The sequence below is a fragment of the Paenibacillus sp. genome (assembly GCF_035645235.1).
Classification (GTDB): Bacteria; Bacillota; Bacilli; order Paenibacillales; family YIM-B00363; genus Paenibacillus_AE.
In genome coordinates this window covers 1-23,032 of record NZ_DASQMZ010000086.1, presented here as the reverse complement: position 1 = coordinate 23,032, position 23,032 = coordinate 1, and the positions used below count along the sequence as shown (strand labels likewise).

Here is a 23,032-nt window from a genome sequence, read left to right as displayed (position 1 = left end):
CGAGGGCTGATCCTTAAGGGTCAGCCCTTTCCGACCGGGGACTTCCTGCTTTTTCCTTCTGTCGATTGTCGACAATCTATTTGCAAGCGCCTCCAACGGTGGTATGATGCGGACAGAGACGTCGGTGGCAACCATCCGAGGAAAGAGGCGGCGGAACGATGAAAACCGGACTGCAGAGCAAACATCCCTTTAATTTATATTTGACGGCGGGAGAATACTGTAAAGTCATCGGGACGCAGGACGGGTACTTTCCCGATTTCGGCCATCACGTGGCGAACGAAATGGGGGGCGTCTGGCTGCATCCGATTAAACTGCTCGACGGCTTCTGGCTGCGGGTGACGGATAAATCGCGCAATATCTCGGTGTGGGCGCGGGCCGACGAATATGTCACCCATCCGTGGGGAGCGACGTTCCGGTACGATCACGGGCTGAGCCATATCCCGGTCTCGATCGAGCGCGAGCAGTTCGCGCCGGAGACGGAGAAGGGGCTCGTCGTGCGCTACGAAATTTATAACTACGGGCGAGGCGAGACGACGCTCGAGCTGGAGCTGCTGGCGCGCACCGATTTGCGCCCGGTATGGCATTCGGAGACGGCGGGCATCGTCGACGGCGCGGCGGACGTGGCCAAGGCGCTGCATGCCCGGCTGATGCTGGCGAAGGACAGCGGCCACGACTGGTACGCATGCGTCGGCACGGATTTGCCGGGCGACGACGTGCGGATCGGCCGCGACCTGTTCGGGCCGGAATTTACGAGCGGGAACGGCACGGGCGTCTCCTTCCGTACGACGGCGACGCTCGCTCCGGGGGAGCGGCTGACGTTCCGCCTGTTCGTCGCGGGCTCGACCGAGAGCGCGGCGGACTGCGAACGGACGTACGAGACGCTGACGTCGCGCCATGCGGAGCTGCTCGCGGAGAAGCGGGCGGCGTACGAAGCGATTCGCGAGCGGGCGTCGTTCGAGGTCGAGGGGGATGCGGCGTTCGGGGACATTTTCAAGTGGGCGAAGTGGAATACGCAATGGCTCGTGCAGCGGGTCGACGGCATCGGGCGGGGGCTGACGGCGGGTTCGCCGACGTATCCGTGGTGGTTCGGCTGCGATAATTCCTATGCGCTGCAAGGGGTGCTGGCGGTCGGCGATCATGCGCTGGCGCTCGAGACGGCAAAGCTGATCCTCGAGTTCTCGAAGCGGGAGAACGGCAACGGGCGCATCATCCACGAGGCGACGACGATGGGGCTCGTGGCGAATCCGGGCAATACGCAGGAGACGGCGCATTACATCTGCTTGGTGTGGGAGCTGTACCGGTGGACGGGCGACAAGCAAGTGCTCTCGGAAAATGAAGCCTACTGCCGCCAAGGGCTGGCCTGGCTGCTCGGCGAGATGGATCCCGACGGCGACGGGCTGCCTTCGGGCTACGGCATCATCGAAATTCCGGGGCTGAACATGGAGCTGATCGACTCGGCGGTGTATACCGCCGCGGCGGCGGGCGCGCTCGCGCGCATCGTCCGGGAGCTCGGGGACGAGCCGGGCGCAGCCGTCTACGAATGTATGGCGGAGAAGCTGACGCGGGCGGTCAACGACGCGTTCTGGGACGAGGAGGCGGGGCTGTACTGCGACGCGGTTGCGCCGGCGCGGGACGTGATGGCGAAGGTCGAGACGATCGTCGAGACGGCGGCGTTCTGGGGCGCCGACGAGGCGAAGACGCGCGAGGCGCTGGAGCGAGCGTTCGCCGCGGCGTCGCCGGATGTCGATGCGGATCGCGGCTGGCTCATTCAGCGCAACTGGGTCGTGTCGACGCCGATGGAGGCGGGCGTCGCCGACCGGGCGAAGGGCGAGCGGGCCGTGCGGACGATGCGGGACGCGGCTTTCGTCGGCGAGTATGGGGTGTACTTGTCGGCGGCGCTCAAGCAAGGCACGATGACGATCAGCACGGGAGCGCAGGCGGTCGCCGAGCTGCGGTACGGCGACCCGGATGCGGCGCTCGGGCTGCTGCGGCGCATGAATCGCTCGTTCTCGATGGCGATGCCGGGCTCGATCTGCGAGATGTCGCCCGATTACGGCTGCATCGCGCAGGCTTGGACGCTGTACGCGCTGGCCGTGCCGGTCGTCATGCATATGGTCGGCTTGCAGCCGGAGGCGCATCGCCGGCGGGCGCGGATCGAGCCGCGGCTGCCCGCTTCCTGGGAAGGCCGATGGGTGCGGCTGTCCCGGGCGCGCGTCGGCGACGCGTCGCTCTCCGTCGCGCTGCGGTTCGAAGGCGGCCGGCTGACCGCCGAGATCGACAACCCGTCCGGCCTGGAGGTGGAGCTCGTCTGGGGCGGCCGTTCGATGACGAGCGCGGAAGTCGTCGTCCGGGCGGACATGGGCTGAGGCCGACGATACGGCGTCAAACGAAGAAGGCCCGGCGGCGACGCCGGGCCTTCCGGCGGTTTACTTCGCCGTAATTTTGTAAGCGGTCAGGATGCACGGGACGCCGCGACCGACGGCGCCCGGCTGTTTCATTTTCTCCATATACTCGATCCCGCGGTCGCACTGGCTCTTGCATGCCGCGCATACCTCGGACGTAACGATTCTCGTATACGTTTGAAGTGTGTTGTGATAAGAGATCGTTCGCTTCTTCGCTCCTCCGGATTTCCCCGCCATGGGCCCATCTCCTTCCTTCCCAGCCTGCGTTCCAACGCTACTGCTACCATATGAAGATGCCGGGCGTTCGGTCATGGGCTATAATGGAGAGAGAGACTCCGAAAGGATGGAACGCGAATGATCGAGATCAGCGCATACAGCGTGGAGAAAATTAAAGACCCCTTCGGCATCTTGGCCGGGGAGCGATACGAATTTTACCTCGACCTGGAGGTGGAGGAGGACGACGAGCTGTACCTGGAGGAGGGGCTCGCCGCCCGGGTCGTGTACGCGGTGGAGGAGTCGGGGGCGCGCATCGTCAAATACGAGCTGCTCGAGCGCGCGACGGAGAAATACGTAGCCTTCGAACTCGAGGAGGAGGAGCTGGAGGCGGTGGCGGCGTTTTGCCGCGAGCATCTGGCGGAGGCGGGGCAGGGGTGAAGTATTTTTACTTCTATCTGGCGGTCGTGAACGTGATCGGCTTCTTCTTAATGCGCTACGACAAGGAGCAGTCGAAGCGAAGCCGGTGGCGCGTATCGGAACGCCGCCTCTTCGCGTACGCCGCGGCCGGCGGGGCGCTCGGCGTCTGGGCCGGCATGCTGGCGTTCCGGCATAAGACGAAGCACTGGAGCTTCGTGCTCGGCGTGCCGGCGCTGCTCGTCGTCAACGCCGCATGCGTATATGCGGTATTGACGCGCGTCCCGATCGGAACGGAATAACCCGGCGGCGGCCGGCGCGAGCGCGAACGTCGGCCTCCTTCGAGGCCGGCGTTTTTTTTCGTCGGGCGTCACAAGGGGCTTGTCCCGATTGTCTTATCCAATAGAGAGGAGGGGATCCGGTGAGCGTCGAGGATTGGGTGACGGCGTACCATGAGCGGATCTACAAGTATTGCTGCTACATGCTGCGCCACCCGCAGGAGGCGGAGGACGCCGTGCAGGAGGTGTTTTTGCGGGCGTGGCGTTCGTCGGAGGGCAAGGCCGAGGAGCCCCGTTCCGTGCAGGCCTGGTTGTACCGGATTGCGCACAACCACTGCTTGAACCGGTTGAAACGCCGAAGGCTGCTCGTGTGGCTGCCGTTCCGACCCGAGTGGCCGGAGCGTTCGGCGGAGCCCGCGGCGACGCAGGCCGCCGCGTCGATCGACGAGCTGCTCGGACGCCTTGCGCCGCTCGACCGATCGATCGTACTCCTCCGCTTGGCGGAGGAGCGTCCGTACGAAGAGATCGGGGCGGCGGTCGGGCTGACGCCCGGCGCGGTGCGGAAACGGTTCGAGCGCGCGAGGAAGCGACTGCAAGCGTCCATTCAGAGGAAAGGGGGAGTAGCCCGTGAAACGGAATCGATTCCGATCGTTTGAAGATTTTGCGGAGGCGCTGCGGACGGAGCCGGTGCCGACGCCTTCCGCCGAACGGGTTCTTGCGCGCATCGCCGAAGCGCGCTCGTCGTTCCCGTCGCGCCGGCCTGCCGCGGCGCGATACGGGCTGCGTACGGTCGCGTTCGCGGCCTTGGCCGCGCTTGGGTTTGCGGCGACGGCGCTGGCCGCGGCGCATACGTGGCAGCTGTATAACGAGCGTGGCGAGCTCGTGTACGAGGTGCGGCCGCTCTCGGCGGATTGGGTCGAGCGGGATCGCCAAGTCGAGACGATCCGACAGAAATATTTCTCCGAAATCGGGAGGCTGGAGGACAGCTTGGCGCCGGGGGAATCGGCTGCGTTCCTCGCGGTGGAGGCGTACGAACTCGGCGGTTACGTGTTCGACGTCCGGAGGGCCGCGGAGTATGCGCAGCCGGAGCAATTAATGAAGGATATCGGTCTGACGCTTCCGCTTCCTACGGCATTGCCGGACGGGGTGGAGCTCCGCCGCGCTGCTGCCGAATTCGCCGTACCGGGAGCGGCGGACGCAGCGGCTCGGGCGGAGGAGTATCGGCTTTTGTACGAGGAGGCGAAAGCGAAGGGGGAGCCGTACGCCGTTCGAAGGTATCCGCCGTCGGGCGAGTTCGACCTGCTGCGATTCGAATACGGCGCCGAGGGCGGCGTCGACCGCGTGCTGCAGGTAAATATCCTTCCTTCCCGGGGCGGGGAGGCGTCGTCGTGGGAAGAGGAACATCCAAGCGAACTCGTGACGATCGCGGGGACGGAGGCGTTGTACAATGAAGCGCGGAATAGTCTGATGTTCGTCGCGAACGTCGGCGGCCGGAACCTGCAATACCTGTTGATCGGCATGGCGCCGCAAGAACGGTGGATTTCGAAAAGGGAGCTGGTCGCCGCGGCCGGGAGCATGCTCGCGCCGTAAGAAGAAGCCCCGCCGCTCGCTCGATTCGCGAGGGGCGGGGCTTTCGTTGCGCGACGAATGCCGGCGGCCGGCGGGCCGGCGTTGCGGTACGGCTTAGTCTTCGATCAAATTCGTCTCGACGATCGGCGCGTCCTTCTCTAGCGGGATGCGGAACGTCTTAATTTCGCACGGGCCGAAGTCGGCGCGGATGACGCGGCCCAGATGCGGCAGCGCGATCTCGGCGCCGGACGCCGGCTCGCCGTGGGCTTCGTAGCACCGGACGATAAGATCGCCGCCGTCCTCCGCTTGTTTGATCGCGGAGACGACGAGCGCGTCGTGCGAGACGGCGATGAAGGAGCCGCGCTGCGGCAGCGGTCCGGCATGGTACGTCTCCATCAGCGGAATCGGGCGCTGGTTCAGCTCGGCCGCGCGACGTACCGTCCCGGCTTCCTTCCACGTGCCGCGGTGCGGCAGCAGCGCGTACGTAAACCGCTGCTCTCCTTGATCGATGAACGAGTAGTCTTTGTCTTCCTCGATCGGTCCCGGGATGTGATGGGCGTAGATCGGGGAACGCAGGACGGTCATGCTCATCGTAGCGCCCGCGACGTCGAAGGCGTACTTGCCGTCGTTCAGCAGGCTCACGCCGTAGACGACGCCGTCGCTCGCGTTCGAGCCGCCGTCCGCCGCGTCGCCGGCGGCGAACGCCAGCCCGCCGACGTCGATCCAGCTTTGCCCCGGCTCCTCGTCGCCGTCGGGTTCGCGAACGATGTGCCCGTACGGAATTTCGTAGGTGGCCGTCGGCCGCACGACGTTCACCGGGAAGCGGAGCTTCAGCAGCTTGAACGTCTCGCGCCAGTCGACCTTCACGGCGACCTCGATCGGATCGTATCCGGGGCGCAGGATGAAGTCTTGCGTCAGCGTCGAGCGGCCGTAGGCGCTCGTCACGCGAAGGACCGACTTTACCGGACCATGCTCGGCCAGCTTCACGCTCGTCGCCGTAAAGACGCCGATTTCCTCGTCGTACCGCGTCATATTGTGGCCCCACGTATCGCTCGGATCATGCACGACGACCGGCTTGGCGGCCGGACCCGCGAACGCCTCGACGCCGGCGGCTTTGTCGTAGAGCGACGCGATCCAGCCGGTGGCCGGGTCGATCGTCAAGCGGTACCGCTCGTTCTCGATCGTCGTTCCGACGGCCTCCGCGGCGGGCGGGAGCGCCGGCGCCTCGGCGTCGGCGACGACGCGGTAGACGCGGTACCCGAGCGCCGGCAGGTCGGCCATGAAGCCGATGCGCTGGCGGAAGCGCGTCGTCGCGAGCGACTGGACGACCTGCATCGGCACGCGGCGGCCCTCGTCGTCGAGCAGCACCTCGTCGCCGCGAAGGAAGCTTTTGCCGACGAGGCCGGGATGCCCGAACTGCAGCTCGACGTTCGCGCGAACCGGCCAAGCGTTCGGGTTGAACGCGACGATCGGCACCATCCCGTCTTCGGCGGGAATGTCGATGCGCCAAGCCAGCGCCTGCAGCGCGTAATTGAGCCCCGTCGCCGCGATCGTCATGGCATACCCGTGCATGTCGCGGGCGTCGTCGTACGCCGGTTCGATGCTCGTGCCGGCGAGAATGTCATGGAATTGATTAAAAAGCACATGCTTCCAGGCGGCTCCGAAATCCGTCGGATACGGCTGACCGGCGACATCGCGCGCGACGCTCGCGAACTTCTCGGCGACGAGCAGCCGGTTTTCCCCTTCGCGGTTCCACCGTTTAATGCCGGAGTGGACCGAGTAGCAGCCGACGGCGTGCATCTGCAGCTCGTCGTGCACGACCGGCAGCGGCCACGACGGGTCGACCTCGGCGAAATAACGGACGGGGTCGCTCATCGTCAGCTCCGGCAATCCGTCGCGTCCGCTGAGCGCGCGGATGCTCTCCAGATTTTCCTTCGTCGGGCCGCCGCCGTGATTGCCGACGCCGTAGAAGCACATGACGTGACCGAAGGCGTTCGGCAGCTCGCCCGCGCATTTCTCCACATGCTCGTCGAGTTGTTTGCCCCATCGCGTATATTCGAACGGAATGCGGAACGCGAGCACCTCCGAGCCGTCATCGGAGCGCCACCGGAACAGCCGGCTCGGCAGCGTCTTCTCGTGCGGCTGCGGCCGCATGAACACGTAGTGGTCCATGCCGCTTTTCTTCAAAATTTGAGGCAGCATGCCGTGATGGCCGAAGCTGTCGGGGTTGTAGCCGACGGTCGCCGTCGCGCCGAGCTTCTCGCGGAAATACCGCTGCCCGTACAGCCCTTGCCGCACGAACGATTCGCCCGAGGGGAGATTGCAGTCGGGCTGCAGCCACCAGCCGCCGCACAGCACCCAACGGCCCTCGGCGACGCGCGAGCGAATTTCCTCGAACATGGCGGGCTCGTTCCGTTCGATCCATTCGTACATGACCGCCGAGCTCGAGGTGAAGACGAAGTCGTCGTACTCGGCGAGCCGATCGAGCGCGGAGCGGAACGTCGCCTTCGCCTCCTGAAACCCTTCCTGCCATTGCCAGAGCCACACCGGATCGAGGTGGGCGTTGCCGATCATATGCATCGGTTTGTTCGTCGTCACTTGTCGAAGCCTCCATAACGGTTGAATTAGCTATTAGCATACACCTTTCGCCCCGCCGGAACCAAACGTTCGCCGCGCTCGAAGCCGATTGACAGTCCCGCCGGGCGGCAGTATCCTTGGTAGGAAGATTTGACCGGTGGTCACAATAAAGATCGATATGGAGAGTCATCCCGATGCTGCGCCTTCCCGCCATGCCTTCCTATTCTAAAGAAATGAAAATGTTCATGTTCGCCAGCCTGCTTAACGCGGCGGGCAGCTCCTTGATGTGGCCGATCGTCTCGATGTACGTCTTCGACGAGCTCGGGCGGAGCATGGCCGACGCGGGGCTCGCGCTGCTCGTCCATTCGCTCGGCATGATCGGCGGACAGCTCGTCGGGGGAGCGCTCTATTACCGCGTCGGCGTGCGTCCCTTGATCGTCGGCTCGCTCCTCGTTCACGCGGCGGGATTGGGGGCGCTTGCGTTCGCAGGGAGCTCGTGGCCGTTGTTTCTCGCGCTGCTTTCGTTCATCGGCTGGTTCAACGCGATGGCGATGCCGGCCATTCAGTCGTTCATCGGCTTCCGCTTTCCGGAGCGCCGCGCGGAGATGTTCAACGCCGTCTACGTGGCGAACAATATCGGCGTCGCCGTCGGCACGGCCGCGAGCGGCTTCCTCGCGGAGCTGTCGTACGCGTTCAGCTTCGCGGCGAACGGCGCCGCTTCGGCCGCCTTCGCCGTATTCTTCCTTCTTTATTTACGCAAAGCCGGCGCCGCCGCGGCAGGCGATCCGAGCGTCCGGAAGTCGGCGGGAAGCGCCGGGAACGCCGCGCTCCTTGCCAATCTGCGGCTCTACTTGCTGCTGGCGCTCGCCGGCTTGCTGCTGAACTTGAGCAATTCGGTCTGGAACGCCGGCGTCTCGCCGTTCCTCATATCGGAGGGGAGCTCGAAGTCGGCGTACGGCCTGCTCTGGACGCTCAACGGCGTGCTGATCTTCGTCGCTCAGCCGCTCATCGGCCTCTTGCGCCGAAAAATCGCGACGACGTATACGGCGCAGATGACGGCCAGCGCCATTCTGTACGCGGCCGGCTTCGCCTGCTTCTTGGCGCTTCCGAATTACCCCGGCCTCGTGCTCGGCATGATCCTCGCCACCTTCGGCGAGATGCTGATCGCCCCGGCGGTGCCGGCGTTCCTCTCGGAGGCGGGCGGCAAGGATGCGCCGTTTTATCTCGGCCTCGCGGGCGGCGTCGGCTCCGCGGGGCGCGTCGTCGGCCCGTACGCGATGGGCAGCTTGTACGACGGAGGCGGGCTCGCGCCGGTCGCCTGGCTCGCCGTGGCCGCGGCGGCGGGAGCGGCGGCGTTGTATTACGGGCACGCGAGGTGGAATCGACCGTCCCGGCGCGCCGCGGAACGGGTTTCGGCGAATATTTCTTCATGATAAGATGAAGGTATCAACCTAGCCCCCCAGCGAAAAAGGAGCCCCACGAACATGGCGATTCTCCGTTGCAATTTTTTCTCCGACGCGCTGCAGCTCAGCACGTCGATGACCGTCATCCTGCCGCAGAAGACGTATACGCAAATCGGGATGGCCGGCGCGGGCGGTTCCCGGGAGAAGCTGCCGACGCTGTACCTGCTGCACGGCCTGTCGGACGACGACACGATCTGGACGCGCCGCACGTCGGTGGAACGGTACGCCGCTTCGTACGGACTCGCGATCGTGATGCCGAACGTGCACCGGAGCTTCTATGTCGATATGGCGTACGGCGGCCGCTATTGGACGTTCCTCAGCGAGGAGCTGCCGGCGCTCGCGCGCTCGTTCTTTCCGTTGTCCGCGGAACGGGAGGACAACTTCGCCGCGGGCCTGTCGATGGGCGGGTACGGCGCCATGAAGTGGGCGCTGTCGCGTCCGGACGCGCTGGCGGCCGCGGCGAGCCTGTCCGGCGCGGTCGATATCGCCGCGAAACGGCGCGATCCGGAGCCGTGGCTGAAGCCGGCGCTCGATCTCGCCTTCGGCGAACGGGAGCTCACCGGTACGGAGCACGACTTGTTCGCGCTGCTGGACGCGGTCGACCGCTCCGCGGGGCCGAAGCCGAAGCTGTACCAGGCGTGCGGCACCGAAGATTTCCTGTATCCGGACAACGTCGCGTTCCGCGACGCCTGCCGGCGGACGAGCCTCGATACTTCGTACGAGGAAGGGCCGGGCGGCCACGATTGGGCGTATTGGGACGCGAAAATTCAAGACGTGCTCCGATGGCTGCCGATTCGCTAGATTCCCGTCGCCGAACGAAAGATTGCTAGTCTATTTTCTATCAGACGGCCATATACTCTACCAATTCGACGAATCGATGCGGGAGGGTGTCCGGAATGGTAGGTTCCTGGTCCAAGAGAGTCGCGGGGTTGACGCTGGCGTCTATGTTATTGCTGCTGTGGCCGAGCACGGCGGAGGAGGCGGACGTGCAGGCCGCTCCGGAACGCGAGCGGCCGATCGCGTCGGGGCAGCCGGCCCCGGCGGTCCGGGAGGAACGCGCGGCGATTTCGCTGGGCGCGGCGGTCGAGGAGGCATCGCCGACGCCGGAAGCGGTGTCTGCGGCGGCTGCGCCGGAACCGGAACCGGAAGCGGAACCCGCCCCGCGGCCGGCGATCGATCCCCGCGAGCTGTTCGCGCGGCTTTCGGCCGGCGATCCGACCGACGGCATGCTTCCGCAGGACGACCGATACGTTACGCCGGAGCAGCCGACCGTCTATCTCACGTTCGACGACGGTCCGTCCAAGTGGACGCCGAAGGTGCTGGACGTGCTGCGGGAATACGGCGTGCCGGCGACGTTCTTCGTGCTCGGCGAGCTTGCGGAAGAGCAGGAGGAGACGATTCGCCGCATCGTCCGCGAGGGCCACGCGTTAGGCAACCATACCTATAACCATAAATACGACGAGCTGTACGGCAGCTTCGAGACGTTCTTCGAGCAAGCGGAACGCACCGGCGAAGCGCTCGAGCGCATCACGGGCGAACGCGTATCGCTGCTTCGGGCGCCGGGCGGCACGGCGAGAAATTTCGACGCTTTCTATTTCTACTATTTGGAGGCGGCCGGCTACGTCGTGCACGATTGGAACGTCGACTCCGGTGATTCGAAGCGCCGCGGCGTACCGGCGTCCGAAATCGTCGCGAACGTGAAGCGGGCGAAGCTGCAGCATGAGATGAACGTGCTGCTCCACGACGGGGCGGGACACGAGGAAAGCGTGAAGGCGCTTCCGGAAATTATCGAATACTTTCTTGGCGAAGGGTACCGCTTCGCGGCGCTCACGGAGGAGGTAAAGCCGATCGCCTTCCACGTCGGGAAGGTGAAGTGGGCGCGCTCGATGGACGCGGAGAAGCACGAGCGGCTGCTGGCGCTCGTCGAGCCGAGTCCGACGGTGACGGTGTTGTCCGCGGAAGCGCCGCCGGCCGAACCGGTTCCGCCCGCGCGGACCGACGACGACCGGGAGCCGCTGCGGGCTTGGGCCGAGCGCGCGGGAGCGGCCGTCGCTTGGGACGCGGAAGGCGAAACCGCGGCCGTCACGCTCGGGCAGAAGACGTTCTACTGGAGCGTGCGCGCCGGATCCGGCTGGATCGTGGATGCCGCCGGCCGCCGCGCGCCGGCTACGTTCGAGCTCGAGCTGCGGGACGAACGTCTCTACGCGCCGGCCGCCGAGCTCGCCTCGGCGCTGCAAGCCGATTGAATCATCGAATAACGGAGGGTCGCGTTGCGCATGCCGGACATTGAAATATTAGCCGCTTCGTATTCCTATCACACGAAGCCGTTCCATACGATCGCGAAAGACGGGCTGCAGGCGCATTATTTGCTCCGCTTGCAAACCGAAGGGCGAAGCCGAACGCGAATCGACGGCAAGCTGGCGCCCGTGGAGCCGGGCGACCTGTTGATTTTCTCGCCGACGATGCCCTACGAGCTTCATGTGGACGAGGAGGATCGCGGCGGAGAGCGAGCGGTGGCCAGCGGGGATTATTTCGCGTTCTTCCGCGGCCCCTGGGTCGACGCGTGGTGGGCGAAGAAGCAGAGGCCGACGAAGCTGCGCATCCCGCTCGACGAAGGCATGATTCCGCTCTGGCGCCAGCTCATCGCCGAGCATCGCCGCCGCTCGCCGGAGTCGCCGGACATCCTCGATGCCCTCATGCGGGTGCTTTGCCTGACGGTCGACCGGCACTGCGAGGAGCAGCGCCCGATGCAGGGCAGCGCGTTCTTGGCGTACCGGATGAAGAGCTTCATCGAGGAGCGCGCCACGACGCTGTTTCAGCTCAAGGACGTCGCGGCGCATTGCAGCGTCAGCGTTTCGCGGGCCGTGCATTTATATAAGCAGTTTTTCGGGAAAAGTATGATTCAGTACGCGCTGGAGGTGCGGCTGAAGGTCGCGCAGGAGCGGATGCTGTTTACGCGGACGCCGCTCGAGGTGATCGCGGAGACGTCGGGCTTCCCGAGTTATACGTATTTCTATCGTGTGTTTAAGAAACAATTCGGCGTATCCCCGCAGCAGTATCGAAGAAAACACAGCGGCGCGTACGAGGAAGAACGCGGCGAATAAATTAACACTTATTTACAAAATATAAGCTATCCCCTGCGACGCTCCTCGATCATCGGGCGCGCGCGAAACAAGTTAGGACGGTACGCATGAGAAAAAACGCCTCCCCCCTCGAAGCGCTGCTCTGGAGCATCGCCCTGCCAGGTTTCGGGCAATTTTTAAACGGGAAATACGTGAAAGCGGTCGTCCTGATCGGTCTGGAATTTCTTATTAACCTCGGCGCAAGGCTGAACCTTGCCATCATGTCCAGCTTTCAAGGCGATATCCATGCCGCCATCGCGCACACGAACTACCAATGGCTTATGTTCTACCCATGCGTATACATGTTCTCGATTTGGGACGCTTATAAGGACGCCGGCGGCGGAACGAGCGGGTACGCCACGCTGCCGTTCGTCGGCTGCGCCTTCGCGGGCACCGTCGGCTTAATGTATTCGCCGACCCTCCGGATATTCGGCGCGCTGCTCGGTCCCGTGTGGCTGCCGATGCTGTTCGCCGGCGCGGGGCTCTTGATCGGCGTCGGGCTGGGCAGCGTCCTCCGCCGCCGCGCGGCCGGCGACGGTACGGCTTAATCCGGCTCCAATAGGCGGGTGACGAGCTGCGTCCGGTTCCGGACGCCCGCTTTGCCCAGCATCGATTGGATATGCTTCTTCACGGCCGCCTCGCTGACGAACAGCTGCGCCGCGATTTGCGAATTCGTCGCGCCGTCGACGAGGCGCGAGGCGACCTCCTTTTCCCTTGGGGTAAATCCGAATCGATCCGGCGCGCCGAACGCGGCCGTCCCCCTCCCGGGGGCGCTCATAGGCGCCGTCAAGCCGCGAAGCCAGCGCATGAACCGCTCGCCGCCGGTGTCGATCGCGTACGTGGGCGTCGGCGTCTCGCCGTCGTATTCGGTATGCTCCGCGCCGGGCACCCGTTCGAAACCCATCGCAAGATGAATGTGCTCGTAATGCGGGAGCGGCGGCGGCGAGGCGATCGTCAGTCCGCCGGACAGGATATAGTCGAGCATCAGATGCACGATGTCGGACCGGCGCTCTTCGCGTTCCAAATCGATCATATCGACCGACAGCACGTACCAACCGGCGGGTGCGTCCGCGGGCGTAAGCAGCTGACGCAGCCGTTCGGCGGGCCATGCGGCGAAGAAGGCGCGGCTTACGCCCCGTTCGGCCAAGTAGGGCACGGTTCCGGCATGGAGCGGTACCGCGGCCGCGAGTCCCGCCACGGCGCCCTCCGCATCCCGTACGAGCCGAAGCGACCTCGGGTCCAGCGCGTACAGCGAAGCGGGGTCGATGCCGTGCAGGCGAAGCAGGCTTTGAGGCGCGGTGAGATCGTACCGGAACAGCTCCCCGGTGTCCGGGTCGGCGCAGCGGATCCGTACCGGCCGCGCTTCGTTCCTGCGTCGGTGGATGTATTCGACGGCTTCCGGGAGCGTCCGCTCGCTGACCGTCTCCAAGTAACTGGAGGGAAACCCCGATTGGCGGTAATGTGCGCGAAGCACGGGGCTTGCGGCGTATTGGAGCAATTCGCCGACGAGCGGCGCGACGGAACGTCCCTGGCGGCGTCGATGCCGTTCCAGCCGGTCGAACGTATGCGCGAGCCAGCGGTCGCGGTAGCGCTCGTACTGCGCCGGCTTGCGGGCGCGGAGGGAGCTGCGGAACGCGGCTCGAACCGGGTCGTGCAAGCCCCAGCCGTCCGCCGCCCGGCGCAGCAGAGAAAGCTGCGTCAGCCGGTCGAAGCGGGCGTCGGACACGTCCTCCTCCAAAATCGCGCAGAGACCCTCCTGGTCGAACCGTTGCGCGATCGAAGCGGCCGATAACAATTCGACAGACTCCTCCTCCGGCGCTTCCTCGATCCAATGCCGGATCAGCGCGGCCCACTCCTCGGGGCGGTCCTGCCTTCGAATGCCGGGGCCGCCGATCGAGGCGGCGCACAGCGTCAGGGCGAGCGGATGCCCCATGGAACGAACCCACAGCTCGTCGGCGGCTTGCTCCGAGAGGCCGAGACGCCGGGCGTATTCCCTCACCTCTCCATAGGTCAACGCCTCCAGCCCCACCGGCACAAGGAGCGACCGCCAAGCCGCGTTCGCCCACGGTCCTTGCAGCGGCCGGCGGCTCGCCATCGCGACCAAGACGTCCGCGTCGAGGGCGGGCAGGAAGCGCTCGCGAAGCCATTGATCGGCCGTGCCGAGATCGTCGCAATGATCGAGGAACAGGACGAACGCGCCGCCGCCGGCCGCCTCGCACGCGCGGCGAATCGCCGTTTCCGCCTCCCCGGACTGACGGCTAGCGCCGCGCAGGTCGACGGAGACGACGGGGCGGCCGCGGCCCTCGGCGAGCGCCCGCCACCGATCGAGCAAGGCGCTCTTTCCGATGCCGCTGCTGCCGAACGCGTGGACGATCCGCTCCTGGCGCGACGCCGTCCGGTCGAGCAGCGCGTCGAAGAACGACAGCTCGAAGGAGCGGCCGACGAACAGCCGCGTATGCCAAGCCTCCAACCGATCGCCAAGGCGCCGCGCCCGCGCCGCGCCCGAGGGCGCGTTTTCGCTGTGGCCCATCCGTTCCTCTCCCCAATCGAAAAATTTATCTACTAGTATACTACCAAGGTAGCCGAAAGAGTAGTTTCCGCTCGAAGCGGTCCTGATACCATGAAGCTCGAACCGAAGCGAAAATGGAGGATGGAACGATGGACGATACGGAAAGGGAACGATGGAGGAAGCCGGCGCGATTGAGCGGCGCCGAGATGCTGCTGCGGACGTTGCTGCTCGAAGGCGTCGAGTGCGTGTTCGGTTACCCGGGCGGCGCCGTCTTGTATATGTATGACGCCATGCACGGCAACGAGCGCTTCCGCCATCTGTTGACGCGGCACGAGCAAGGAGCGATTCACGCGGCGGACGGGTACGCGAGGGCGACCGGGAAGACGGGCGTATGCATCGCGACGTCCGGCCCGGGAGCGACGAATCTCGTGACGGGCATCGCGACCGCTTTTATGGATTCTGTCCCGATGGTCGTCATCACGGGCAATGTCGCGAGCGAGTTTACGGGGACCGATGCGTTCCAGGAGGCCGACATCGTCGGCATCACGATGCCGATTACGAAGCATAATTTCTATGTCAGAAGGGCGGAAGACGTGCCGCGCGTGCTGCGGGACGCGTTTCGGATCGCCGCCTCGGGACGCAAGGGGCCGGTGTTGGTCGACATTCCGAAGGACGTGACGGCGGCGGTGGCCGATTTTACGTATCCGGACGAGGCGCCCCCGGAGCCGGCTCGCCTCGCCCCCGCCGCGGCCGCGCAGCTGGAGCGCCTGGCGCGCCGGCTCGACGAATCGTCCCGCCCGGTCGTCTTGGCGGGCGGGGGCGTCGTCGCCGCGGAGGCGAGCGCAGCGCTCGTCGGCTTCGCGGAGCGGGCGAACGTGCCGGTAACGACGACGCTGCTCGGCTTAGGCGGCTTCCCGGGAGATCACCCGCTATGGCTCGGCATGCCGGGCATGCACGGCGCGTATACGGCGAACACGGCGCTGCAGGAATGCGATCTTCTCGTGTCCGTGGGCGCCCGGTTCGACGATCGGGTCACGATGAAGCTCGAGGCGTTCGCGCCCGGCGCCGATATCGCGCATATCGATATCGATGCGGCGGAACTCGGTAAGCTGGTGCCGACCGCGTATCCGGTTGCGGCGGACGCCCGCGAAGCGCTGAATTGGCTGCAAGGGCGCATGAAACCCTCGCCTCGCCGGGACGCGTGGGTTCGAACCTTGCAGGAGCGCAAGCGCGCATTCCCGCTCGCCTACCGGGACAGCGAGACGGAGCTGAAGCCGCAGACCGTCATCCGCACGATCGACCGGCTGACCGGCGGCAACGCGATCGTGACGACCGACGTGGGCCAGCATCAAATGTGGGTCGCGCAATATTATCGTTTTCTCGAGCCGCGCACGTTTCTTACGTCGGGAGGTTTAGGCACGATGGGGTTCGGCTTTCCGTCGGCGATCGGCGCGCAGCTCGGCCGCCCGGACCGGGTCGTCGTTTCGATTAACGGAGACGGCGGCATGCAGATGTGCGCGCAGGAGCTGGCGGTATGCGCGATTCATCGGATTCCCGTCAAGATCGCGGTGATCAACAACGGAACGCTGGGAATGATTCGCCAATGGCAAAAGCTCATCCACGAGGAACGGTACAGCCAGATCGATCTCTCGGGCAGTCCGGATTTCGTCAAGCTGGCGGAAGCGTACGGCGTTCGAGGCTTTCGCGCGGAAACTCCGAAGGAGGCGGAACGGGCGTGGAAGGCGGCGCTCGAAACCGACGGGCCGGCGCTCGTCGACTTCGTCGTCGCCCGGGACGAGCTCGTCTACCCGATGGTGCCGCAAGGGAACGCCTTGCACGAGATGATCTTAGGGGGCGAGGCGTAATGCGCGCGACGTTATCTTTGCTTACGGCGGATCAGCCGGGCGTGCTGCAACGGGTGGCCGGGTTATTTTCGAGAAGAGGGTATAACATTGAGAGCATCGCGGTAGGTCCTTGCGAGCGTGAGGGCTGCGCCCGGATGACGATCGTCACCGAGGCGCCTGGGGGAAGCGTGCCGCAGGCGGTGCACCAAATTCGAAAGCTGATCGACGTGTACGAGGTCGATGCGTTGGAGGAGCCGGCGATCGCGCGCCAATGCATGCTCGTTCGGCTCCGGATGAGCCCGGGCGAGGAAAGAGCCGAGCGGCTGCGGCAATGGACGCAGGCGTTCCCTTGCACGGTCCTTAGCGTACGCGACGATATCGTCGTCCTTCAGCTCGTGGCGACGAGCTCGCAAAATCGGGCGTTCGTCGCCTTGGTTTCGGACATGGTGCTGCAGGTCGCGAGCGCGGGAGAGGTCGCCGTTCCGTTATAAGAAGACGCCGACCTTACTCCCAACGCCCGTCCCCGAATTTCATCGAAACCCGCGCAAGAACGCGGCGACGTCGTCCGCGGGCAGCGGCCGGGCGAACAAGAAGCCTTGCGCTTCGTCGCAGCCGTGCCGCTCGAGGAATGCGGTCTGTTCCGCTCGTTCGACCCCCTCGGCGACGACGCGGATGCCGAGGCTGTGGGACATCGTGATAATCGCCTTGACGATATCCTTGTCGTTTTGGTCCTCGAGCACGTCCCGAATGAACGACTGATCGATCTTCAGCCGATTGACGGACAGGTGCTTCAAGTAATGCAAGGAGCTGTACCCTGTGCCGAAATCGTCGATCGCGATGCCGACGCCGATTCGCTGCAGCCTGCGGATGACGTCCGACGACAAGGCGCGGTCCATCGTCAGGCTCTCCGTCAGCTCGAGCTCGAGCCGTTCGGCCGGCAGTCCGGACGCGCGCAGCGCCGAATGAACCGCGGACACGAAGTCGGGATGCTGCAGCTGCCTGGCGGAAATATTGACCGATACCGTCACCGGGGGAAGCTCCTCGGCGGCCCACGCCGCCGCCTGCCGGCACGCTTCGCGGAGCACCCAATCGCCGATGCCGAGAATGAGGCCGGTCTCCTCCGCGATGGGGATGAACTCCATCGGCGGCACGAGCCCCCAGCTGGCGTGCCGCCAGCGGAGCAGCGCCTCCGCGCCGATCGGCCGCCCGGTCCGGATGTCGATTTGCGGCTGGTAGTGCAGCTCGAGCTCGAGCCGCTCCGGCGCCCGCCGAAGATGATTTTCGATCTGCAGCCGGCGGTCCGCCTTCGTTTGAAGCTCTTGCCGAAACAACCGGTAGCCGTTGCGGCCGCTTTGCTTCGCTTGATACATCGCGTGGTCCGCGTGCTTCAGCAGCGTCTGCGCATCTCGTCCGTGCTCCGGGAATACGCTCACGCCGACGCTCGTCGTCACGAACAGCTCATGCCGCTGCACCACGAACGGCGCCTCGAACGCGGCGACGATGCGCTCCGCGACCGTCCGCGCCTGCGTCTCCGACGCCTCGTCCAGCAGCAGCACGAATTCGTCGCCGCCCTGCCGGGCGACCAGCCCGCGTTCCCCGGCGGCCTCGACGAGCCGCGCGCCGACTTGCCGGAGCAGCTCGTCGCCGATCCGATGCCCGAGGGAATCGTTCACGAGCTTGAAGCGGTCGAGATCGAGGAAGAGCACCGAGACGGCCCCTTCCGCGCGCCCCGCCCGGTCGATCGCCCGCTGGAGCGCCTCCTCGAGGCACCGGCGGTTCGCGAGGCCGGTCAGCGCGTCATGGAACGCCATGTGACGGATCGTCTCGTCTTGCCGCTTGCGCTCGATCGCGAGTCCCGCGAGAGAGCGGGCGCGTTCGATGAGCTGCAGGTCGTCCTCTCCCGGCGCGCGGCATTCCCGGTAATACATCGCGAACGTGCCGATCGCTTCGCCCTCCTGCAGAATCGGCACCGACCAGCACGCCCGAAGGCCGAACGGCTCGGGAATCGAGCGAATGTCACGCCAGCGGGGATCCGTCGCGATGTCCGCGGCGATGACGGGCGTCTTCAGGTACGCCGCCGTGCCGCACGAGCCGCAGTCCGGCCCGATGGGAATATCGGTCATCAATGCGTTGTATGCGTCAGGCAAGCTCGGCGCCGCCTTCAAGTAGAGGGAGTTCCGCTCCGGATCCCTCAGCAGCACGGAGCACAGCGCGCCGGATTGCTCCTCGATCAAGAGGATAATATGGCGCAATATGTCGTCGAGCGGCAGCGACTTCGCGATCATCTCGAGCGCGAGGGCGTGCCCGTCGACGAGACGGAGCGCCTTATTGCGGGACGTCATATCCTTGGCGATGGCGATCGCGCCGGAAGCGGCCCCGTTCGCGGGAAGCGGAACGATCGTGACCGACAGTTCGGCCGGCGTCCCGTCTTCTCTCGTCAGGCAAACCTCGAGCGTCTGCGCTCGCGCGCGGCTCGATACGGCTTCGAAGCCGTCCCGCACCGCATCGGCATGCGCCGCCCCGAAGAACGTCAGGAAGCAGCGCCCAAGGAGCCGGAGCCTCGCGATTCCGCTCAGCGTCTCCCCGGCCGGGTTGGCGTCGAGGATGAGGCCGCCGGCGTCCAGCACGAAGACGGCGTCCAGATTATATCGAAACAACGTTGCGTAATACGATTCCTCGTGAAGGCTGATTAAATTCCGATTCGATCGCCTCATGGGGATCACTTCCTCGTAGATGTCTGATCGTTCGTTCGTACTAGGATTATAACGGTATGCGATTACAAGTGTAAACGGAAAATCGCGCGACCGAACCCGCTAAATAACGCCGCGGCATCGGGTTCATACTAAAGGCGCTGCACGCAGCCAAGAAACCGAAGAGAAAGGAAGGCGACGAGATGGCGACGACGACGCAAGCGCCGAAAGAGACGTTCCCGCCGCAGCATCAATCGACCCAACCCGGGATCGAGCGGCAGATGAACCCGAGGCCGGTCTTCGAGGATCGGACCTATAAGGCAGCCGGCAAGCTGACCGGCAAAACCGCGCTCATTACGGGCGGCGACAGCGGCATCGGCCGAGCGGTCGCCGTGACGTACGCGAAGGAAGGCGCGGACGTCGCGATCGTGTATTTGAACGAGCGGACGGACGCGGAGGAGACGAAGCGGCAAGTCGAGCAGGAGGGGCGGCGATGCCTGCTGATCGAGGGCGATATCGGCGACGAAGCGTTCTGCGGGGACGCCGTCGAGCGAACCGTGCGGGAGCTCGGGGGGCTCGACATCCTCGTGAACAACGCGGCGGAGCAGCATCCGCGCAAGCGCATCGAGGACATTACGGCGGAACAGCTGGAGCGAACGTTCCGCACGAATATTTTCTCGATGTTCTATTTGACGAAGGCGGCGATGAAGCATCTGAAGTCCGGCTCGGCGATCGTGAACACTGCGTCCGTGACGGCGTACGAAGGCAACGAGCAGCTGCTGGATTATTCCGCGACGAAGGGCGCGATCGTTACGTTCACCCGCTCGCTGTCGCAGCAGCTCGTCGGCAAGGGCATTCGCGTGAACGGCGTCGCGCCGGGACCGATTTGGACGCCGCTCATCCCTTCGACGTTCAATGAAGAGCAGGTGTCGAAATTCGGCGCGACGACGCCGATGCAGCGCGCCGGGCAGCCGGAGGAGCTTGCGCCGAGCTACGTGTTTCTCGCTTGCGACGACTCGTCGTACATGACGGGGCAGATTTTGCACGTGAACGGTGGTATGATCGTTAACGGGTGATGCAGTCATGGGGAAACGAGCGAAGCGCGGCTCGGAACCGGTCCGGCCCGCCGCGGGGCCGCCGGCGGAATCGAAGGCGCCGACGCTGAAGGACATGGTCGGCGCCGACGTGCTCGCGAAGCTGAAGGTGCAGGCCGAGGCGCTGCGCGCGCACGAAGCGGCGGAGCGGGAGCGGCAGAAGGCCGAAGCGGAGGAGCGCCGGAAGGAAGAGCAGAAGCGGCTCGACAACGACTTCGGGTATTTGCTCGAGCAGAGCGGGATGGATTGGAAGAAGTTCAAATAGCCGCGTAACGACGCGGCGAGAAGCCGCCCGGATTCGATCCGGGCGGCTTTCTTTCTGTGCCGCCGGCGCAAGAGAGAATTCCGGCGTCGGAACGTCTGACGATGATCGGCGACTAGAGCGTCGCCCTGCCGGAGGCAAGAAAGCGCTCTATTTGCAGGAAATGCAGTTATTCAGCCGAAAGGAGCGGTCAACGCCATGAAATAAATGTAGATTGGTAAGAATGCGCTTGCATACGGTGACAAGGGGAAAAATAGCCTGTATTTTTCTGTCATAAGGCTTCGCCCAGGTAATGCTTAGGACGCGAAAAATAGACCATATATTGTCAATGTTTCGCATGATATAATACAAAAGTCAGTTATTATTTAGGGATTATCATAGGAGTGGAAGGGATGAGAATACAGAAAACGATAGCCGGCTTCTTGGCGGCCGCGCTGGCGCTTGCGCCGTTCGCCGCCGCGCACGCCTCGACGCGCGGGGAAGCGGCGGAAGCGGAAGAAGAGAGATCGTTCTTCTCGGCGATGACGCTTTCCGAGAACGCGGAAGTCATCTACCCCGCGGGTTCCGTAGTGACGACGGCTTCCGACGTTTTGGTCGTCTTCACCGCGCCCAGCGGCGAGAAGGTGCAGATCGCGGAAGGCGACGAAGTGCTCTGGGAAGGATTCGGCCTCGGAGGCGTGCGGGTCGCCGCGCAGCTTCACGGATTGACCGCGGGCGAGGTGCATCTGCTCACCCTTCGCTTGCCCGACTTGGGCGAGAGCGTGACGCTTCCTCCGATCGTTGTAAAGTCGTACGTCTCGTTCGACATACGCGACGTCGCGAAAATCGCTATGGGGATCGGAGGTACGACCGGCTGGGATTTTAACCAGGACGGACTATCGAACACGCCGGCGGAGAAAGCGGCGGATATGGCCGCGGTGCTTCGCAAGCTGGAGCCCACCGGGCAGGCCGCTCCTACCGCGAATGACCTCGACGAGTTGCTGTGGAGCGATGAGACGGGGAGCGGCTTATGGAATGTTTATTATGCCGCGACGGATTTGAAAAACGAGGCGGTAGGGCGTTACGTGCAATTGCCGGCCGGGGACGGCAGCGAAGGCAAGCTGCCGGTATCGCCGTTCGGCGATACCAGCCTTTGGTACGGCAGCGCGACCGTCACGAACAGCGTCTACGGGCAAGGCAACTACATGAATCAGGTGAGCGGTTCGCCGTGGTTGAACGGTGGAATGTCCATTTCTTCGCACCAGGGGTCCATCGTTTCGCCGGTCGTATCGGTTCCGGCGTCCGCGCATGCTTCTCTTAGCTTCTGGAGCTGGTGGGAGATCGAGAGCGACGCGCCGGACAGTTTCGACGTCATGACCGTTCGGGTATACAACGACGACTACGTAGAGGAGTTCGTGCTCAACCCGGAGGAATACGACCATACCTTGCCGGACTATAAGCCTTACACCTCCGGCGGCGCGGACGCCCCCGCGAAGTGGGTGCGTTACGAATTCCCGCTCGGCACGTTCGCGGGCGCCGACGTTCGGATCGAACTGGATTTCTCGACCGGCGACGCGCAGTACAACGGCTTCCGGGGCTGGTTCGTCGACGAGCTGTTCGTCGGAGCGAATACGGAGCCCGTCGGCACGGAAGCGTCGATCGGCGGAACGGCCGCCGTCGGAGGCGTGTTGACGGCAAGCCTCTCGGCCGCGGACGCCGACGGCGACGCGCTCGGCGCGCCGAAGTTCGCGTGGTATGCGACGGACCCGCAAGGCAATAAGAAGCGGATCGGCGGCGGCGCCGCGTTGACGGTGTTGCCGGAGCATGAAGGCAGCTTTATCACCGTAGAGGCGTATCCGTACGACGGGAAGGAATACGGGCACCCGGCGTCGGCGACCGTCTGGATCGAGTCGGACGAACTTGCAGTATGGCCGGCCGACGGCGTCGTGACGGAGGATGAAGGCATCCTCCTCTTCGCTCCGAGCGGCAACGACATCTTTTACACGATCGACGGCAGCGATCCGTCCGATCCGGTCAATGTTGCAAGACACACGTTCGCCGCGCCGATTTTCTTGGAAGAGCCGTCGGTCGTTAAAGCGGTCTACGGGGCCGGCGAGGAATACAGCGACGTGCACGAGTTCGAATTCGAGCTGCTGTCCACGCCGGAGACGGACTTCGAAGGCACGGAACTCCCTTTGTATAATTACATATACGGAGGGCTGGATTACGCGCCGAACGGAACGAACGTATACGTCGTCGTAGAAGGAGACGGAATTTTCGAGAAGCAGCTCGTGTATCTCGATGGCGGGTTGAATTTCGTATGGTACGCAACGGATACGACATGGGCCGGCAAAACCGTAAATCTCCATTTTTATGCGGAGTACAAAGGGAAGCAGACGCCTTACAAGAGCATCGAAGGAATTACATTTACCTATACGCCTGTATAATGGCAGCCGAAAAGCCCCTCGCGTTTGAAGTGCACCCCTTATAGTGGACATTGGATAAACACCCTGTGTTTAAAACCGATGAATACTATAGGGGGTGCTTCTCGTTATGGCAAAAAAGGGACAGAAGTTTGAATCGTATAGCTTTGAGTTGAAGAAGCAAGCCATT

19 protein-coding genes are annotated in these 23,032 nt (G+C 64.4%); 15 read left to right on the top strand and 4 right to left on the bottom strand.

Annotated elements, in window-relative coordinates; all coding sequences use genetic code 11:
- The first annotated feature begins 158 nt into the window (after positions 1-158).
- Positions 159-2,366, top strand: a complete 2,208-nt coding sequence (locus VEZ38_RS08155; RefSeq protein WP_324892856.1) for a glycogen debranching protein — start codon at positions 159-161, stop codon at positions 2,364-2,366.
- Positions 2,367-2,426: 60 nt separating this feature from the next.
- Here VEZ38_RS08155 and VEZ38_RS08150 read toward each other — a convergent pair whose 3' ends face one another.
- Positions 2,427-2,639 (bottom strand): hypothetical protein, encoded by a 213-nt coding sequence (locus tag VEZ38_RS08150; RefSeq protein ID WP_324892855.1) that lies wholly within the window; start codon positions 2,637-2,639, stop codon positions 2,427-2,429.
- 117 nt (positions 2,640-2,756) lie between these two features.
- Here VEZ38_RS08150 and VEZ38_RS08145 point away from each other — a divergent pair, with 117 nt between their 5' ends.
- From VEZ38_RS08145 to VEZ38_RS08130, 4 genes are all read left to right on the top strand, one after another.
- Complete coding sequence (locus tag VEZ38_RS08145) at positions 2,757-3,056, top strand: DUF6509 family protein (protein WP_324892854.1); 300 nt, start codon at positions 2,757-2,759, stop codon at positions 3,054-3,056.
- The gene (locus VEZ38_RS08140; protein WP_324892853.1) at positions 3,053-3,334 is read left to right on the top strand and encodes a DUF1294 domain-containing protein; all 282 of its coding nucleotides are present in this window, start codon (positions 3,053-3,055) and stop codon (positions 3,332-3,334) included. Before VEZ38_RS08145 ends, VEZ38_RS08140 begins: the two co-directional genes overlap by 4 nt.
- 119 nt (positions 3,335-3,453) lie before the next feature.
- Complete coding sequence (locus VEZ38_RS08135) at positions 3,454-3,966, top strand: RNA polymerase sigma factor (RefSeq protein ID WP_324892852.1); 513 nt, start codon at positions 3,454-3,456, stop codon at positions 3,964-3,966.
- Positions 3,938-4,900 carry a hypothetical protein gene (locus VEZ38_RS08130; RefSeq protein WP_324892851.1) on the top strand — a complete coding sequence of 321 codons (963 nt, stop codon included), beginning with the start codon at positions 3,938-3,940 and terminating at the stop codon, positions 4,898-4,900. The genes VEZ38_RS08135 and VEZ38_RS08130 overlap by 29 nt, the downstream gene beginning before the upstream one ends.
- A gap of 93 nt (positions 4,901-4,993) precedes the next feature.
- On the opposite strand, the gene VEZ38_RS08125 is transcribed toward VEZ38_RS08130, so the two are convergent.
- On the bottom strand, positions 4,994-7,477 hold the full coding sequence (locus VEZ38_RS08125; protein WP_324892850.1) for an alpha-mannosidase: 2,484 nt from the start codon (positions 7,475-7,477) through the stop codon (positions 4,994-4,996).
- A 173-nt stretch (positions 7,478-7,650) separates the two neighbouring features.
- Between VEZ38_RS08125 and VEZ38_RS08120 the strand changes: the two genes are divergently transcribed.
- From VEZ38_RS08120 to VEZ38_RS08100, 5 genes are all read left to right on the top strand, one after another.
- Positions 7,651-8,889, top strand: a complete 1,239-nt coding sequence (locus tag VEZ38_RS08120; RefSeq protein WP_324892849.1) for an MFS transporter — start codon at positions 7,651-7,653, stop codon at positions 8,887-8,889.
- Between the two features lie 51 nt (positions 8,890-8,940).
- On the top strand, positions 8,941-9,720 hold the full coding sequence (locus VEZ38_RS08115) for an alpha/beta hydrolase family protein (protein ID WP_324892848.1): 780 nt from the start codon (positions 8,941-8,943) through the stop codon (positions 9,718-9,720).
- 95 nt (positions 9,721-9,815) lie between these two features.
- Positions 9,816-11,165 carry a polysaccharide deacetylase gene (locus tag VEZ38_RS08110; RefSeq protein ID WP_324892847.1) on the top strand — a complete coding sequence of 450 codons (1,350 nt, stop codon included), beginning with the start codon at positions 9,816-9,818 and terminating at the stop codon, positions 11,163-11,165.
- Positions 11,166-11,195: 30 nt separating this feature from the next.
- On the top strand, positions 11,196-12,023 hold the full coding sequence (locus VEZ38_RS08105) for an AraC family transcriptional regulator (protein WP_324892846.1): 828 nt from the start codon (positions 11,196-11,198) through the stop codon (positions 12,021-12,023).
- Between the two features lie 86 nt (positions 12,024-12,109).
- Positions 12,110-12,589, top strand: a complete 480-nt coding sequence (locus VEZ38_RS08100; protein ID WP_324892845.1) for a hypothetical protein — start codon at positions 12,110-12,112, stop codon at positions 12,587-12,589.
- Here VEZ38_RS08100 and VEZ38_RS08095 read toward each other — a convergent pair.
- On the bottom strand, positions 12,586-14,571 hold the full coding sequence (locus VEZ38_RS08095; RefSeq protein ID WP_324892844.1) for a LuxR family transcriptional regulator: 1,986 nt from the start codon (positions 14,569-14,571) through the stop codon (positions 12,586-12,588). The genes VEZ38_RS08100 and VEZ38_RS08095 overlap by 4 nt on opposite strands.
- Before the next feature lie 128 nt (positions 14,572-14,699).
- Here VEZ38_RS08095 and ilvB point away from each other — a divergent pair, with 128 nt between their 5' ends.
- Together ilvB and ilvN are read left to right on the top strand one after the other, a co-directional pair.
- On the top strand, positions 14,700-16,415 hold the full coding sequence (gene ilvB, locus VEZ38_RS08090; RefSeq protein ID WP_324892843.1) for a biosynthetic-type acetolactate synthase large subunit: 1,716 nt from the start codon (positions 14,700-14,702) through the stop codon (positions 16,413-16,415).
- Entirely contained in the window at positions 16,415-16,885 is a 471-nt protein-coding gene (gene ilvN, locus VEZ38_RS08085; protein ID WP_324892842.1) for an acetolactate synthase small subunit, read from the top strand. The genes ilvB and ilvN overlap by 1 nt, the downstream gene beginning before the upstream one ends.
- 39 nt (positions 16,886-16,924) lie before the next feature.
- Here the strand turns inward: ilvN and VEZ38_RS08080 are convergent, their stop codons facing one another.
- The gene (locus VEZ38_RS08080) at positions 16,925-19,108 is read right to left on the bottom strand and encodes an EAL domain-containing protein (RefSeq protein WP_324892841.1); all 2,184 of its coding nucleotides are present in this window, start codon (positions 19,106-19,108) and stop codon (positions 16,925-16,927) included.
- A 179-nt stretch (positions 19,109-19,287) separates the two neighbouring features.
- Between VEZ38_RS08080 and VEZ38_RS08075 the strand changes: the two genes are divergently transcribed.
- The 3 genes from VEZ38_RS08075 (at position 19,288) to VEZ38_RS08065 (ending at position 22,866) form a co-directional block, all read left to right on the top strand.
- Positions 19,288-20,160, top strand: coding sequence for an SDR family oxidoreductase (locus VEZ38_RS08075; RefSeq protein WP_324892840.1), 873 nt, complete (start codon positions 19,288-19,290; stop codon positions 20,158-20,160).
- A 7-nt stretch (positions 20,161-20,167) separates the two neighbouring features.
- Positions 20,168-20,443: a YqkE family protein gene (locus VEZ38_RS08070; RefSeq protein WP_324892839.1), complete on the top strand. Its 276-nt coding sequence runs from the start codon at positions 20,168-20,170 to the stop codon at positions 20,441-20,443.
- A gap of 389 nt (positions 20,444-20,832) precedes the next feature.
- Positions 20,833-22,866, top strand: coding sequence for a hypothetical protein (locus tag VEZ38_RS08065; protein WP_324892838.1), 2,034 nt, complete (start codon positions 20,833-20,835; stop codon positions 22,864-22,866).
- Positions 22,867-23,032: the final 166 nt, after the last annotated feature.